11 protein-coding genes are annotated in these 16,209 nt (G+C 65.0%); 10 read left to right on the top strand and 1 reads right to left on the bottom strand.

Translation table 11 applies throughout. The features are described from left to right. The first annotated feature begins 131 nt into the window (after window positions 1–131). Window positions 132–806, top strand: coding sequence for a hypothetical protein (locus JG743_RS20690; RefSeq protein ID WP_202292616.1), 675 nt, complete (start codon window positions 132–134; stop codon window positions 804–806). An 80-nt stretch (window positions 807–886) separates the two neighbouring features. On the opposite strand, the gene JG743_RS20685 is transcribed toward JG743_RS20690, so the two are convergent. Continuing rightward, window positions 887–1,339, bottom strand: a complete 453-nt coding sequence (locus JG743_RS20685) for a nucleoside deaminase (RefSeq protein ID WP_202292615.1) — start codon at window positions 1,337–1,339, stop codon at window positions 887–889. Between the two features lie 180 nt (window positions 1,340–1,519). On the opposite strand from JG743_RS20685, the gene JG743_RS20680 reads away from it, so the two are divergent. The 9 genes from JG743_RS20680 (at window position 1,520) to JG743_RS20640 (ending at window position 16,189) form a co-directional block, all read left to right on the top strand. Beyond that, complete coding sequence (locus tag JG743_RS20680; protein WP_202292614.1) at window positions 1,520–3,562, top strand: pseudouridine synthase; 2,043 nt, start codon at window positions 1,520–1,522, stop codon at window positions 3,560–3,562. Then, window positions 3,559–4,113 carry a 16S rRNA (guanine(966)-N(2))-methyltransferase RsmD gene (rsmD, locus tag JG743_RS20675; protein ID WP_202292613.1) on the top strand — a complete coding sequence of 185 codons (555 nt, stop codon included), beginning with the start codon at window positions 3,559–3,561 and terminating at the stop codon, window positions 4,111–4,113. Before JG743_RS20680 ends, rsmD begins: the two co-directional genes overlap by 4 nt. Window positions 4,114–4,249: 136 nt before the next feature. Further along, window positions 4,250–5,605 (top strand): M16 family metallopeptidase, encoded by a 1,356-nt coding sequence (locus JG743_RS20670; RefSeq protein WP_202292612.1) that lies wholly within the window; start codon window positions 4,250–4,252, stop codon window positions 5,603–5,605. A 203-nt stretch (window positions 5,606–5,808) separates the two neighbouring features. Then, window positions 5,809–7,110, top strand: a complete 1,302-nt coding sequence (locus JG743_RS20665) for a M16 family metallopeptidase (RefSeq protein WP_244672838.1) — start codon at window positions 5,809–5,811, stop codon at window positions 7,108–7,110. Between the two features lie 27 nt (window positions 7,111–7,137). Beyond that, complete coding sequence (locus JG743_RS20660; RefSeq protein ID WP_202292610.1) at window positions 7,138–8,004, top strand: patatin-like phospholipase family protein; 867 nt, start codon at window positions 7,138–7,140, stop codon at window positions 8,002–8,004. A gap of 681 nt (window positions 8,005–8,685) precedes the next feature. Then, on the top strand, window positions 8,686–10,614 hold the full coding sequence (locus JG743_RS20655) for a type I secretion system permease/ATPase (RefSeq protein WP_244672837.1): 1,929 nt from the start codon (window positions 8,686–8,688) through the stop codon (window positions 10,612–10,614). Window position 10,615: 1 nt separating this feature from the next. Next, window positions 10,616–11,917, top strand: a complete 1,302-nt coding sequence (locus tag JG743_RS20650) for an HlyD family type I secretion periplasmic adaptor subunit (RefSeq protein ID WP_202292609.1) — start codon at window positions 10,616–10,618, stop codon at window positions 11,915–11,917. Window positions 11,918–11,986: 69 nt separating this feature from the next. Next, a complete protein-coding gene (locus tag JG743_RS20645; protein WP_202292608.1) occupies window positions 11,987–12,820 on the top strand; it encodes a hypothetical protein in 834 nt (277 codons plus the stop codon). A gap of 111 nt (window positions 12,821–12,931) precedes the next feature. Further along, window positions 12,932–16,189 (top strand): MSCRAMM family protein, encoded by a 3,258-nt coding sequence (locus JG743_RS20640; RefSeq protein WP_202292607.1) that lies wholly within the window; start codon window positions 12,932–12,934, stop codon window positions 16,187–16,189. Window positions 16,190–16,209: the final 20 nt, after the last annotated feature.

The raw sequence follows: 16,209 nt of genomic DNA, 5'->3' as shown, positions 1-16,209 counted from the left end.
GTTGAGGTAAACACGCGAAACTCCCGACGACAAATTGTCGCCGGATTTCCGTCGCAAGTGCATCAGTCGATGGGGACCGGACCTTTTGGCCGGTGGCGATCGAGAGGCTGTCTAGAGTGGGACTTTTTGGCATGACCGAGAGAATCTGTGCGCGCGCCGCACTGCTGGCGCCGCTGGTCGCATCCGGCCTTGCCTTGTCGGGCTGCATGGGCTCGCCCACCTACGGCACCGACAAGACCGCCGGCGAGCAACTGGCCGGCGACCTTTCCAGCGCCTTTTCGATCGCGCCCAAGCACAAGGACCCGATCGACTACAAGCCGCGTCCCGATCTGGTGAAGCCGGCGCCGGGGCTGAAGGAAAACCTGCCGCCGCCGCAGGAAAGCATCGAGACGGCGAGCGCCGATTGGCCCGAATCGCCTGAGCAGCGCCGCGCCCGCCTGCGCGCCGACGCCACTGCCCACCAGGACGATCCGTCCTACCAGTCGCAGATCGTCGACGACGTGCAGACGGATCCGGCCGCGGTGAAGAAGGCGATGGCGGATTCGGCCTCGAGCCACCCGCCGCGCTGGTCGCCGGAGGATTCCGACAAGGGCCGCGCCGCAGAAATCCAGCGCCGCACGGCCGAAGGCAAGCAGGGCGACCCGACCACCCGCAAATATCTGAGCGAGCCGCCGCTTGGCTATCGCGTTGCCGCCGACACCGCGCCGCAGGGCGAACTCGGCGAGGACGAGTACAAGAAGGAACGCCGCCTCAAGAAGGAGGCGGCCGCCAAGAGCAAGAGCGGCGGCTGGTTCGACTGGTGGTAAGGTTTCGGCGCACCGCTGTACAACGACAGAGGTAGCGATCCTTCGCGCCCCCGCTGTGCCGCCGGCTTCCAAATTCGTGGCTAGACCTCCCGCCTCTCCCTGAAGAAATCCTTGAGGATGAGCGCCGCCTCGCTCTCGCCCATGCCCGGATAGATGTCGGGCGTGTGGTGGCAGGTCGGCGAGGCGAAGAAGCGCACGCCGTTGACGACTGCGCCGCCCTTCTCGTCGGCGGCGCCGAAATAGAGTCGACGAAGCCTCGCGAAGGAGATGGCGCCGGCGCACATGACGCAGGGCTCCAGCGTCACATAGAGATCGTGGCCGGTGAGCCGCTCGCTGGCGAGCTTTTCGCAAGCCTGGCGGATCGCCAGCATCTCGGCATGCGCCGTCGGGTCGGCAAGCTCGCGGGTGCGGTTGCCGGCTCTTGCCACGACGGTGCCGCCGCTGGCGATGACCGCGCCCACCGGCACTTCGCCGCGCCGCGCGGCGGCTGCCGCCTCCTCAAGCGCCAATGCCATAAAATCCGGCCGCTTCACGCGGTTTCCATTCCGATTATCTCCTCGCCACCCGACAGCGATCCTGTTATCTAGCGCCTAACCTCGAAAATCGGACTCGGTTTTCGGAAACGATCATGCGCCAAATCAAAGTGCTACAGCGTCCTTTGCGCGCCCGAAAGGATGCGCCACGCTGTAGCAGCGCAAACAGGCAAAGGCCACATGGACGACAACGACAAGAAATTCCGACCTAAGAAGGGTCCGGTCAGGGGCGGCCCGAAAGCCGCGGGATCGCGCAGCCGCGACGGCGCCGCGGGCAAAGGCGGCAAGCCGTCCTTCGGCGCCAAGAAGCCTTACGCGCCGCGTGGCGACCGGCCGATGGCCGCCGAAGGCGAGCGGCCAAAGCGCAATTTCAAGAGCGACGACCGTCCTCGCGAGGTTGGTGAGGCTCGGGCGGAAAAGCCGTTCCGCAAAGGGCCGCGCCCTGAAGGCAAGCCCTTCGAGAAGCGCGAGGGACCGCGCAAGCCCTACGCGCCGCGCGGCGACCGGCCGATGACAGCCGACGGCGAGCGACCGGCGCGCGACTTCAAGCGCGAGTACAAGCCGCGTGAGGCGAGCGAGGGGGCTGCGTCGCGCGGCGAAAAGCCGTTCCGCAAGCCCCGCCCCGAAGGCAAGTCTTACGAGAAGGGACCGCGCAAGCCCTATGCGCCGCGCGGCGACCGGCCGATGGCCGCCTCAGGCGAGGGCGGCGAGAAGCGTTTCGACCGGCCCAAGCGTGATTTTGGCGATCGCCCGAAGCGGGATTTCGCGGATCGCCCGAAACGCGACTTCGCGGATCGTCCCAAGCGCGACTTCAGCGATCGCCCCAAGCGTGACTTTGGTGACCGGCCGCAAGGCGCATCAGCCGGCGGCTTCAAGCCGCGGCCGCGCCCCGCCGAGGCAACTGAGGAAGCCGGCGAGCGCATCGCCAAGCGGCTTGCCCGCGCCGGCCTTGCCTCCCGCCGCGACGCCGAGGAACTGATCGCCGCCGGCCGCGTCAAGGTCAATGGCCGGGTGCTGTCCTCGCCGGCCTTCAACGTCATGCCCAACGACATCATCCATCTCGATGGCATGGAGATCCCGCCGATCGAGCGCACAAGGCTGTTCCTGTTCCACAAGCCCGCCGGCGTCGTCACCACCAACCGCGATCCCGAGGGCCGCAAGACCGTCTTCGACGTGCTGCCGGCCGAACTGCCGCGGCTGATGACCATCGGCCGCCTCGATATCAACACCGAAGGGCTGCTGCTGCTCACCAATGACGGCGGCCTGTCGCGCGTGCTCGAATTGCCGGCCACCGGCTGGCTCAGGCGCTACCGCGTGCGCGTCCACGGCAAGGTCGAGGAAAGCGCGCTCGCGGGCTTGCGCGAAGGCATCGCCGTCGACGGCGTCTTCTATGGCGCGATCGAAGCCAGCCTCGACCGCGAGCAGGGCACCAACGCCTGGCTGACGATCGGCCTGCGCGAAGGCAAGAACCGCGAGGTCAAGAACATCCTCGGCGCGCTCGGCCTCGAAGTGACGCGGCTGATCCGCATCTCCTACGGGCCGTTCCAGCTCGAGGACTTGGCCGAGGGCCATGTGCTGGAGATCAAGGGCCGCGTGCTGCGTGAGCAGCTCGGCGAGCGCCTGATCGAGGAATCCGGCGCCAATTTCGACGCCGAGATTGCAAAACCCTTCTCCAACAGGCCGGTGCGCCGCACCGAGCCGCGCCGCGAGGAGGCCGAACCGCCGAAATTCTCGCGCGACGGCGACCGCCGGCCGATCGGCGAGGGCGGCCTGATCAAGGCGCGCAAGCGCCGCGAGGGCAGCCGCGACGAAGCGCTGGGCAAGCTGTCGACGAAGCCCGACCGGGCGTTCGGCGAGCGCGGTCCGAAACCCGAGCGCGGCGGCTTTGGCGACAAGCCGCGTGGCGGTTTTGGCGACAAACCCCGTGGTGGTTTCGGCGGCAAGAAATCCGAGCGAGAGCAGCGGCCGATCGAGCCGCCCGGCCAGCGCAAGGCCAATGTCTGGATGGCGCCCGGCGCGCGTCCGATCGGCAAGGGCAGGGCGGAGGCCGATGCGGCCAAGGCGGCCGATGCCAAGGCGCGCAAGGCCTCGTTCAAGCCGGCTTATGGCAAGCCCGGCGGCGCCAAGCCGTACGGCAAGCCGCGAGGCGACCGCCCGGAAGGCGGCGGCAGGCCTGGTGGTGACAGGCCGCGTGGTGGCCCCAAGGGTCCCCGCACCAGATGAGGATCGTCGGTGGCGAGTTTCGCGGGCGCCCGCTGGCGACGCCACGCAGCAATGCCATCCGTCCGACCACCGACCGCACCCGCGAGGCGGTGTTCAACGTGCTGGCGCACCGCTTCGCCGACAAGCTCGACGGCGCGCGCGTGCTCGACCTCTTCGCGGGCACCGGCGCGCTCGGGCTTGAGGCGCTGTCGCGCGGCGCTGCCTATGGCGTCTTCATCGAGGAATCGGCCGAGGGACGCGGCCTGATCCGCGGCAATGTCGAGGCGTTCGGGCTCACCGGCCGCACCAAGATTTTCCGGCGCGACGCCACCGCTCTGGGAGAGGCTGGCACGCTTGCCGCCTTCGGCCTGATCTTCGCCGACCCACCTTACGGCAAGGGCATGGGCGAGCGCGCGTTGCGCTCCGCGAGGCAAGGCGGCTGGCTGCTGCCCGGCGCGCTCTGCGTGGTCGAGGAAGCGGCGTCCGCGCCGTTCGAAGCCGGGGAAGGGTTCGCCGTGGTCGACGAGCGCGGTTACGGCGAGACGGTGATCCGGTTCATCGAGGTCGGGTGAGGGCGTCGCGATTGGCTTCCTCTCCCCCGCTCCGCGGGGGCGAGGAACCGAACACCGCCTCGAAAATGACGAACAATTCACTTTGCCTCGCCTATCAACCTTGCCTATCGTCGCGCAACCGGAACCGGAGCATTTGATGACATCGAGCACCAGACGGCTGCGCGCGGCGCTGCTCACCTCCGCGCTGGCGTTTGCCGCCCCCGCACTCGCCGGCGATGACGGCAAGGTCACGGATTTCCTGCTCGACAACGGCATGGAGGTGGTGGTCATCCCCGATCATCGCGCGCCGATCGTCACCCATATGGTGTGGTACAAGATCGGCAGCGCCGACGAGCCGGCGGGCAAATCCGGCATCGCGCATTTCTTCGAGCACCTGATGTTCAAGGCGACGAGCAACCACGCCGCCGGCGAGTTCGATCGCGCCGTCTCGGAGATCGGCGGCTCCAACAACGCCTTCACCTCCTACGACTACACCGCCTTCCACGAGACGGTGGCGCCCTCGGCGCTGGGCGAGATGATGGCTTTCGAGGCCGACCGAATGCGCAATCTCATCCTTACCGACGACGTCATCAAGACCGAACGGGACGTGATCCTGGAGGAGCGCCGCTCGCGCATCGACAACGAACCGCAGGCGGTGCTGGACGAGGAGGTCGACGCCACACTCTGGCAGAACCAGCCCTACCGCATCCCGGTCATCGGCTGGATGCAGGAGATGGAACAGCTGAACCGCACCGACGCGATCGCCTTCTATGACAAGTATTACCGGCCGAACAACGCCGTGCTGGTGGTGGCTGGCGATGTCGAGCCGGACACGGTGAAGGCGCTGGCCGAGAAGACCTACGGCAAGGTGGCGCGCGGGCCCGACCTGCCGCCGCGCATCCGCCCGGTCGAGCCCGAGCAGAACACCAAACGCACGGTGACGCTTACCGACGCGCGCGTTTCGGTGCCGAGCTTCTCGACGCAATGGGTGGTACCGTCCTATCACACGGCCCGGCCAGGCGAAGCCGAGGCGCTCGACCTGCTGGCCGAGATCCTCGGCGGCGGCAACCGCAGCCGGCTCTACCAGCAGCTCGTGGTCAAGCAGGGCATTGCCGCGGAAGCCGGCGCCTTCTTCCAGGGCACCATGCTCGACGCCACCAACTTCACCGTCTTCGCCGCGCCGCGCGGCGATGCCAGGCTCGCCGATGTCGAAGCGGCGGTCGACGCCGAGGTCGCCCGCATCGCCAGGGACGGCGTCACCGATGACGAGCTGGAAAAGGCCAAGCAGCGCTATGTCCGCTCGATGATCTTCGCCCGCGACAAGCAGGACGACATGGCCAACATGTACGGCGCGACGCTGGCCACCGGCGGCAATGCGCGCGACGTCCAGGAATGGCCGGACCGCATCCGCAAGGTCACTGCTGATGAGGTCAAGACGGTCGCCGCCCGTTATCTCGTGCTCGACCATTCGACGACGGGCTATCTTCTGCCGCAGCAACAGGCGGGGAATTGATGATGAGCCTGGTTTCGATGCGCCGCGCATTCTTCCCTTCTCCCCTTGTGGGAGAAGGTGGCCGAGCGAAGCTCGGTCGGATGAGGGGTGTTCCAGCTTGGCAACAACGGCGCTCCGTCCAACACCCCTCAACCGTCTCGGCGCTACGCGCCGATCCACCTTCTCCCACAAGGGGAGAAGGAAAGGCCCTGCGCACCCTCGCCATGCTTCTTCTCTCCGCTCTGTTCCTCGTCCTGCCGGCGCTTGCCGCCCGTGCCGCAATGAACATCCAGGAGGTGAAATCTGAAAAAGGCATCACCGCCTGGCTGGTCGAGGATCATACGGTGCCGATCGTCGCCATCCGCTTCGTCTTCGACGGTGGTGCCGCGCAGGATCCGGTCGGCAAGGAGGGACTGGCCAATCTGATGAGCGGCCTGTTCGACGAGGGCGCCGGCGACCTCGACAGCGACGCCTTCCAGGTCAAGCTCGACGATGCCGGCGCCGAGATGAGCTTCGACGCGCAGCGCGACGGCACCTATGGCTCGATGCGCATGCTGTCGGAAGAGAAGGACGCCGCCTTCGACCTTTTGACGCTTGCCGTCAACAAGCCGCGTTTCGATCAGACGCCGCTCGACCGCGTGCGCGCCCAGGTGTTGTCGGGCATCATCGCCAACGAGCGCGACCCCAACGCGATCGCCCAGCGCAAATGGCTAAGCGCGATCTATGGCGAGCACCCCTATTCGAGGCCAGACGAAGGCACCAGGCAGAGCATCGCCGCGATCACGCCGCAGGACCTCGGCGCTTTCCACAAGGCAAGTTTCGCCCGCGACGGCCTGCATGTCGCCGTGGTCGGCGACATCGACGCGGCGACCCTGAAGCGGAAGCTCGACCAACTGTTTGGCGACCTGCCGGAGAAACAGGCGCTCAGCCCGATCGCCGACACCCAGCCGAAGCTGGGACAGCAGCTCGAGGTCGATTACGATCTGCCGCAGACCTCGCTGCAGCTGGCCTATCCCGGCGTGAAGCGCAGCGCGCCGGATTTCTTCGCCGCGGTGCTGATGAACGATATCCTCGGGGGCGGCACCTTCACCTCGCGCCTCTACGACGAGGTGCGCGAAAAGCGCGGCCTTGCCTATGGCGTCGATTCCAACCTGATCGACCACCAACATTCCAACGCATTGGTCATCACCACCGCGACGCGCTCGGACCGCGCCGCCGAGACGCTCGCTCTGGTGCGCAAGGTGGTGAAGGAATTGGCGGAGCAGGGCCCGACCGAAGCTGAACTCGAGGCGGCCAAGAAATACATGATCGGTGCCTATGCCATCAACAATCTGGACTCGTCCGGCTCCATCGCCGCGACGCTGCTGGAACTGCAGCTCGACAATCTCGGCATCGACTATCTGCAGCGCCGCGCGGCCCTCATCAACGCGGTGACGATCGCCGACGTCAAGGCGGCGGCGAGGAAGCTTTTGTCGCCCGATCCCGCCATAATGGTCGTCGGTCCACCGCTGGGAAGCAAGGGATGAGGCCAAGGGGCGGGAAGATGGCAAGCAATGGCTAGCGGCGGTCCCACCTTCGGCGTTGCCTTCGGCGGCGGCGGTGCGCGGGGTCTCGCGCACATCCACGCCATCGAGGCGCTGGACGAGCTCGGCATCAGGCCGGTGGCGATCGCCGGCTCCTCCATAGGCGCCATCATGGGCGCCGGCATGGCCTCTGGCATGACCGGGGCGGAGATCCACGCCTATGCCCGTACGATCCTCGGCAGCCGCGCCGAGGTGGCCTCGCGCATGTGGCGGGCAAGACCGGGAACCATCGCCGAGGCCATGCAGAACGGCATCCGCGTCAGCCAGTTCAATGTCGAGCGCATCCTGAAATCCTTCCTGCCCGACGCCATCCCGGAAACCTTCGCGGAGTTGAAGATCCCGCTGAAAGTGACGGCGACCGACTATTTCGGCCACAAGCTCGCCGTCTTCGAGGATGGCGACCTGCACTCGGCATTGGCCGCCTCGGCGGCCATCCCCGCCGTGTTCCGCCCGGTTACGCGCGACGGCCGCGTGCTGATCGACGGCGGCATCTACAACCCCGTGCCCTTCGACCTCATCGAAAAGGATGCCGACATCATCATCGCCATCGATGTTGTCGGCGCGCCGAGCGAGGCCGAGCGCCGGCACCCGACCACCGTCGACCTGATGTACGGCGCCACGCAGCTGATGATGCAGTCGATCATCGCCAACAAGTTGCGGCAGTGCCCCCCCGACATACTGATCCGCCCGAACGTGTCGAAGTACCGCGTGCTCGATTTCCTCAAGATCGAGGCGCTGATGGCCGAGACGGTTGAGATCAAGGACGAATTGAAGCGCGCCGTCGAGAAGGCGGTGAACGCGCATGGCGGCAGGCGGAGCAAGAAGAAGGTGGTCTGAGAGACCCTCGCGGTTGCCTCCCTTTAGACGGATGGGAGGGCGACCTAGGTCCGACGCCTGAAGTCTGATGGCGCAGCGCATAGGTCTCCCATAAGGGTGGACCTAAGAATAACGTCAAGTATTCTTTATGCTGGCTGGCCGCATTTCGCGCACAGGCTTCGGTCTTGTCACCAATTCTTTACAGAAATGCCCGTTGACGCACGCACCGGTAGAGTTAATAATGTGCTAATATAAGAGTAGCGTGAAAAGCCTCCCGACCGGCAACAACGAGTAACGGCGCTACTAGGGTAGGAATCGCATTGCGGCATTTTCGCCGCCGTCGCCGTCATCCTTGAGCAGTAAGCCGTCGAGAGCCGCCACTCGCCGGCCAGAGCAGTTGGTGCGGCTTGCTCGACGCTATGCAAATCCTCCCTTTACGGAGTAGGCGCTGATCTCAGCGCCCCTTGGCATGGTGTTTGGGCAGCCTTGCGCGGCCATCATGCCAACGGCGGCAACTGACGCGCCCGGGGATGTGAAAGGCGAGTCGTGGCCGTGGGGTTCAGTAGAGCGCCGCTCCGGTGGATCGGCAAAGCGAGATTTGGTTCGGCGCAGGCGAACGTGAGGCTTTTTGGCCTGACGCTGGTCGCATGCGTTGTCGGATACTTTCTCTTTGGCCCCGGCCGGCATGTATCAATAGGGCCGATGCTCCTCGCCTTGGCGCTGGCGGGTTTCGGCATACTGGCCATATTTCGCGCCCGCGCTGACGCGCTTCAGACGATGCGGAACGCCATAGCCGACACGCCCCGCCGGATCGTGCCAGGCGGCAAGCCGTCGGCGTCGAGACCGGTTGGCAATAGGCGGGCCGGCTCCGCTCGCTCGGAGCTCGCCGAGGCACTCGCCAGCTGCCGCTCGGCCTTCCTCGCCGTCGGGCTCTTCAGCGGCATGCTCAACGTGCTGATGCTTGCAGGCTCGCTCTACATGCTCGAGGTCTATGATCGCGTGCTGCCAAGCCGCAGCCTGCCGACACTCGTCGGCATCACGATCCTGCTCGTCATCCTCTATTGCGGACAGGGCTTTCTCGATTTCGTGCGGGCGCGGGTTCTGGTGCGGATCGGCGGTGCCCTCGACGAGGCGCTCGGCCATCGCGTCTATACCTCGATGCTGAGACTGCCGCTGAAGGCCGGGCGCGAAGGCGACAGCCTGCAGCCGATGCGCGATCTCGACAGCGTGCGCGGCTTCCTGTCCGGCATGGGTCCGACGGCGCTTTTCGACCTGCCATGGATGCCGATCTACCTGGTCATCATCTTCATGTTCCACTGGGTGCTTGGCGTGACGGCGCTACTCGGGGCGATGGTGCTGGTCGTGCTGACCCTGCTTGCCGAGCGGCTGACGCGACAACCGGTATCGGCCGCCACCTTGAGCGGGAACCGGCGCGGCGGGCTTATCACTGCCGGCACGCGCAATGCTGAAGTGGTCGCCGCCATGGGCATGGCTGGCGGGCTGGCGTCGCGCTGGCAAGATGCCAATCTCGAATTCATAGCCGACCAGCGCAAAGTCAGCGACGTTGCCGGCAGCTTCGGCGCGGTATCGAAAGTGCTGCGCATGCTGCTTCAGTCGTCGATGCTCGGCATCGGCGCCTGGCTTGTGATCGAACAGGAGGCGACGGCGGGCGTCATCATCGCCGCTTCCATCCTCAGCGGCCGCGCGCTGGCGCCGGTCGATCTCGCGATCGCCAACTGGAAAGGTTTCGCAAGCGCGCGCCAGGGCTGGCAGCGGTTGACCAAAATCCTGGCGGCGATGCCCGCCGAGGCCGAACCGATGCCGCTGCCGGCGCCGGCCGCCAGCGTAGTGATGCAAAATGCCCACATCGCGGCCCCGGGCGTGCAGCGGCTGCTGGTCCAGGACGCCAGCTTCGCCATGGAAGCCGGCCATGGGCTCGGCATCATCGGCCCGAGCGGTTCGGGAAAATCCACCCTGGTGCGGGCTCTCGTGGGAGCCTGGAACCCCGTCAGCGGCCGCGTCAAGCTCGACGGCGCCGATCTCGACCAATGGGCCTCGCAGGAACGCGGCCGCCATATCGGCTACCTGCCGCAGGATGTGGAACTGTTCGCCGGCACCGTCGCAGAAAACATCTCGCGCTTCGAACCGGACGCCGATGCGGACGCGATCATCGCCGCGGCCAAGGCCGCCGGCGCGCATGGGCTGATCGTCAGCTTCCGCCAGGGCTACGAGACCGAGATCGGCGAGCATGGCGAGGCTCTTTCGGCCGGGCAGCGTCAGCGCATCGCCTTGGCCCGCGCGCTCTACCGGGATCCGTTCCTGGTGGTGCTCGACGAGCCGAATTCCAATCTCGACATGGACGGCGAGCAGGCATTGATCCGCGCAATGCTCGGCGTTCGCGAGCGTGGCGGCATTGTCATTATCGTCGCCCATCGTCCGAACGTGCTGGCCGCCGTCGATTTCGTCATGGCGATGAACCTGGGGCGCGTGCACGAATTCGGACCGAAGGACGAGGTTTTCGCCAAGATTTTCCCGATGCTGCGGTCGGTCCCGTCAGGCAACCCGCCGCCGCGGACGGCTGCGGAAACAGCCTCCGTAGCTGTCGCCACCCGAACCGGGGGAGGGACCTGACATGGCCGCGCCGGGCACCTCCCACGCGTCGATCCGCTTCTACACACGGCTAGGGCTTGGAGCCGTGCTCCTGCTTGCCGGTGGCGTCGGCGGCTGGGCATCGGTCACCGAGATCGCGGGCGCGGTCATCGCGCCCGGCACGCTCGTCGTCGATTCCCATGTCAAGAACGTGCAGCACGCGACCGGCGGCATCATTGCCGAGATCGATGCCCGCGATGGCGACAAGGTGAAGGCTGGCGACCTTCTGCTGCGCCTCGACCGTACCGTTCCGGCCGCCAATCTCGCGGTGGTGAGCAAGGCGCTGGACCAGCTCACGGCGCGCAAGGCCAGGCTCGACGCAGAGCGCCAGGGGAGCGACTCCATCGTCTTTCCGCGTGAGCTTTTGGATCGCGTCGCCGATCCTGACGTCGCCGAGGCGGTGGCCGGCGAAAAGCTGCACTTTGAGACCCGGCGCACCTCCCGCGCCGGCCAGAAGAGCCAGCTCGGGGAGCGCATTGCCCAACTGGAGAAGGAGATTTCCGGCGACGTCGCACAGGCCGATGCCAAGAGCAAGGAGATCCAACTGGTGCAAAAGGAGCTCGCTTCGGTGCGCACGCTCTGGGCCAAGAAGCTCATCTCGCTCGATCGCCTGACCTCGACCGAGCGCGATGCCACGCGCCTCGATGGTGAGCGTGGCCAGCTCATAGCCGCGCAGGCGCAAGCGCAGGGGAAGATCGCGGAGACCAAGCTGCAGATCATCCAGATCGACCTCGACCATAGTACCGAGGTGAACAGCGACCTGCGCGACATCGACGGCAAGATGGGCGAGCTTCTGGAGCGCAAGGTCGCCGCCGAGGATCAATTGAAGCGTGTCGACATTCGCGCCCCGCAGGACGGCATCGTGCAGCAGTCGCTCGCCTACACGATCGGTGGCGTGGTCACGCCCGGCCAGACGATCATGGAGGTCGTGCCGGACAATGACAGCCTTGCCGTAGAAGCCAAGATCGTGCCGAGCGACATCGACAAGCTATGGGTCGGCCAGTCGGCCTCGCTGCGCTTTTCGGCATTCAACACCCGCACGACGCCGCAGATCGATGGCGTGGTCGAGCGGACCTCGCCCGACATCACCACCGATCAGCGCACCGGCGTCAGTTACTACACCGTCCGCATCAGGACGACGGCCGACCAGGTCGCGCGGCTCGGCGAGGTCAAGCTGGTGCCCGGCATGCCGGTGGAATCCTTCATCAAGACCGAAGACCGCTCGGTGATCTCCTACCTGGTGAAGCCATTGCAGGACCAGATCACCCGAGCCTTCAGACAGTAAGCCCGCTCCGGCGGGAAAATGGACGACAGATACGGAACACAACCGCATTCGAATTGAAGGGGAAATGTCATGGCCTCTGGCGATATCACCGACAATCTGACAGGCGATCCGCTCACCACATCCACCACGACTGAAAGCTCTTCCTCCAATCCCCTTCCGCCGCTCGCCGTCTCCCTCGACCAGGCGGATCTGGATTACGCCCCCGGCGAAACCGTCGGGATCACGGCGACCGACGTAGAGGACGGCGGCTCGCTGTCGTTTTTGGTCGCACACCGCAGCGCCGGCGCTGACGGAAACCTCGGCACTGCCGACGACGTGCTCACATACAACCTCAACGGCACTGGCACGCCCTGGACCGTCACCGATGGTGGCGTCGGCGATCTCGATGGCGTCGTCAACGGCACGATCAAAACCTCATGGTACGTCAACAGTGACGCGGCGAATCAGGCCTTCACGCTGACGACGACAGATCCGTCGAGCGGCCGGGTCACGGCGGTAAATTTCACCGACGCTGCGACCATGGTCGATCTGACTTTCAAAACCTCTGCGACGATCAACGGCGCGATCTTTTCTTCCTCGGATGTCGCCACCGGCGCCGGAACGGGTCTGCTTGATCCCTTCGTCCGCATTCAGAACAACGGCACGGAGCAGGGGTATAATACCGACGCCAATGTTAAAGTGCTCGACGATACCCAAAAGGGTGGCAGTCAGTATGTTCATTCATTGAACATCGCCGACATTCCGATTCAATACGTGAACGGTGTCGGCTATTATCGGTTTGACCTCGACATCAACGAATCGAACTCTGGCAATGTCCAGAACCTTTCCCTGGATACGCTCCAGATCTGGCAGGCCACTGCCGGCAATTTGAGCAACTACGCGCCCGGAGCAACCCCCGATTAGGGCACCGGCGCTTTCCCGACCGCCACGAAGATCTACGATCTGGATGCCGGCGGCGACAAGTTCGTCGGCCTGAACGGCGAGCTCCAGCCGGGCAGCGGCAACACCACCGACATGTCGTTCCTGATCCCGGTGGCCAATTTCGACCCGAGCAAGCCCTTCATCTATCTCTATTCCGGCTTCGGCTACCAGCCCGGCACTTTTCAAGGTTCCACGGAATCGACGCCGAGCACCTGGGCGGCTGAGTCCGGTTTCGAGGAATGGAACCGCCAGCTCGGCCAGGTGATCGATGGACACAAATTCAACGACCTGAACGCCGACCACGTCTGGGAGGCCGGGGAACCGGCTCTCGCCGGTTGGAAGATCTATCTGGATGTAAACAACGACAACCAATGGGAGTCGGGCGAGCCATTCACCTTCACCGACGCGAACGGCTATTACAAATTCACCGTCACGCCCGGCACCTACACAGTCCGCGAGGTGCAGCAGGCGGGATGGTCGCAGGATGCGCCGAACAACGCGCAAGGAGAATACAGTGTCACCGTCGTGGCCGGCGCGGACAGCCACAACAACGACTTCGGCAATTTCCAGTTGGCTTCGATCTCGGGCCACAAATATGTCGACGCCGACGGCAGCCTGGCGACAACCGGCGACGAGACCGGGGTGAGCGGCTGGACGATCACGCTCTACAAGGACGACAATCACGACAACATCGCCGATGCCGGCGAGCAGGTGGCGCAGACGACTACCGATGGCAGCGGCGCCTACCAGTTCACCGGATTGCTGCCCGGCGATTACCTGATCAAGGAACAGGACCAGGCGGGCTGGACGCATCTGAGCCCGGTGCAGATCAACCAGAACAGCGTCACCTCCGGTCAGAACCTGACCAACCAGGACTTCATCAACACCCAGCTCGGCTCGATCTCGGGCCACAAATATGTCGACGCCGACGGCAGCCTGGCGACAACCGGCGACGAGACCGGGGTGAGCGGCTGGACGATCACGCTCTACAAGGACGACAATCACGACAACATCGCCGATGCCGGCGAGCAGGTGGCGCAGACGACTACCGATGGCAGCGGCGCCTATGAGTTCACCGGGCTGCTGCCTGGCGACTACATTATCAAGGAAGAGGACAAGGCTGGCTGGACGCATCTGAGCCCGGTGCAGATCGACCAGGACAGCCTCACCTCCGGCCAGGACCTGACCGACCAGGACTTCGTCAATGTCGAGCTCGGCTCGATCTCGGGCCATAAGCTCGAGGATGCCGACGGCGACCTGGCGACGACCGGTGATCAGACCCCGGTCGAGAACTGGACGATCACGCTCTACAAGGACGACAATCACGACAACATCGCCGACGCCGGCGAGCAGGTGGCGCAGACCACCACCGACGCCAGCGGCGCCTATGAGTTCACCGGGCTGCTGCCTGGCGACTACATTATCAAGGAAGAGGACAAGGCGGGCTGGACGCATCTGAGCCCGGTGCAGATCGACCAGGACAGCCTCACCTCCGGCCAGGACCTGACCGACCAGGACTTCGTCAATGTCGAGCTCGGCTCGATCTCGGGCCATAAGCTCGAGGATGCCGACGGCGACCTGGCGACGACCGGTGATCAGACCCCGGTCGAGAACTGGACGGTCACGCTCTACAAGGACGACAATCACGACAACATCGCCGATGCCGGCGAGCAGGTGGCGCAGACCACCACCGACGCCAGCGGCGCCTATGAGTTCACCGGGCTGCTGCCTGGCGACTACATTATCAAGGAAGAGGACCAGGCGGGCTGGACGCATCTGAGCCCGGTGCAGATCGACCAGGACAGCCTCACCTCCGGCCAGGACCTCACCGACCAGGACTTCGTCAATGTCGAGCTCGGCTCGATCTCGGGCCATAAGCTCGAGGATGCCGACGGCGACCTGGCGACGACCGGTGATCAGACCCCGGTCGAGAACTGGACGATCACGCTCTACAAGGACGACAATCACGACAACATCGCCGATGCCGGCGAGCAGGTGGCGCAGACCACCACCGACGCCAGCGGCGCCTATGAGTTCACCGGGCTGCTGCCCGGCGATTACCTGATCAAGGAAGAGGACAAGGCGGGCTGGACGCATTTGAGCCCGGTGCAGATCGACCAGGACAGCCTCACCTCCGGCCAGGACCTCACCGACCAGGACTTCGTCAACTTCAAGCTGTTCGAGATCTCCGGCCACAAATATGAGGACGTCAACGGCAACGACGGCAAGGACGGTGTTGGGCTCGACGACAAGCCATGGGCCAACGTCACCATCTTCATCGACGCCAACGACAACCAGACGCTGGACCCCGGCGAACTGCAGACGACCACGGACGCCAACGGCTTCTGGCAGTTCACCGGCCTCGACGCCAGCTATGCCGGCGACAAGGTCTATGAGGTCCTGCCAGACGGCTCGGAGCAGACGCTGGGCAACGCCGGCTACGCCATCACAGGCACCTCCGGCACCGACCAGGACAATCTCGACTTCGCCAACTTCAAGTTCTTCTCGGTCTCAGGCACGAAGTACGAGGACCTGACCGGCAATGGCAAGACGGCGGACGATATTCCATGGTCGCACGATCCTGTGACAATTTACATCGACATCAACGGCGACCACAGTTTCGACGCCGGCGATCTTTCAACGACGACGGGAGCCGGCGGCGCCTGGTCCATCGGCGGTCTGACACTGGCGGATGTCGGCAAGAGCATCTACGAAGTGGTGCCGACCGGCTCCCAGCAGACCGGCATCCTCGTGCAGACGGTCGACAACCCCGGCAGCGGCGGCACCGACACCGGCAACGATTTCACCAACTTCCTGCCCCCGGCGGGTCAGGGCCTGACGCCGGGCTTCTGGAAGAACCACATCGATATCTTGAACCAGGAGTTGGGCGAGTTCCATGCGGGCTGGAACTCCAACACGTCCTTTGAAACCATCTTCGGTTTCCAGAACTTGTCGAAGATCCCCGGAACGCCTTCGATCGCGGATGCGTTGGGAGCCAAGGGTGGCGGCATCAATCACCTCGAACGCTCGTCGGCGGCGGCGTTTCTCTCCGCTGCCGTCACTGCCGTGCCCGACGGCCCAGGCGGTAAACCGGAGCTCAATTTCAGTTTCTCCGCGGCGACCAGTTCGAACCCGGCCATCATTTCTGTTCTCAATCTGATTGACGTGAACCACGATCACACGCTCCAGCCGGGCGAGGTAACTGGCGCAGTGCGGGACGTCCTCAACGACACCGGCGCCCCGACTTCCAACTTCGGCCTGACCGGTCAACCGGGGATCAACGATATCGCCAACGCCTTCGACGCGATGAACAATCAGCCGCATCCGGACGCCAGCGTCTTCCTCATTTGACGAACTGTGCGCAAATCTCG

Source organism: Mesorhizobium sp. 131-2-1 (genome assembly GCF_016756535.1).
Lineage (GTDB): Bacteria > Pseudomonadota > Alphaproteobacteria > Rhizobiales > Rhizobiaceae > Mesorhizobium.
Note: the sequence above shows the minus strand (reverse complement) of the source record. Positions and strands in the feature narration are given on the sequence as shown.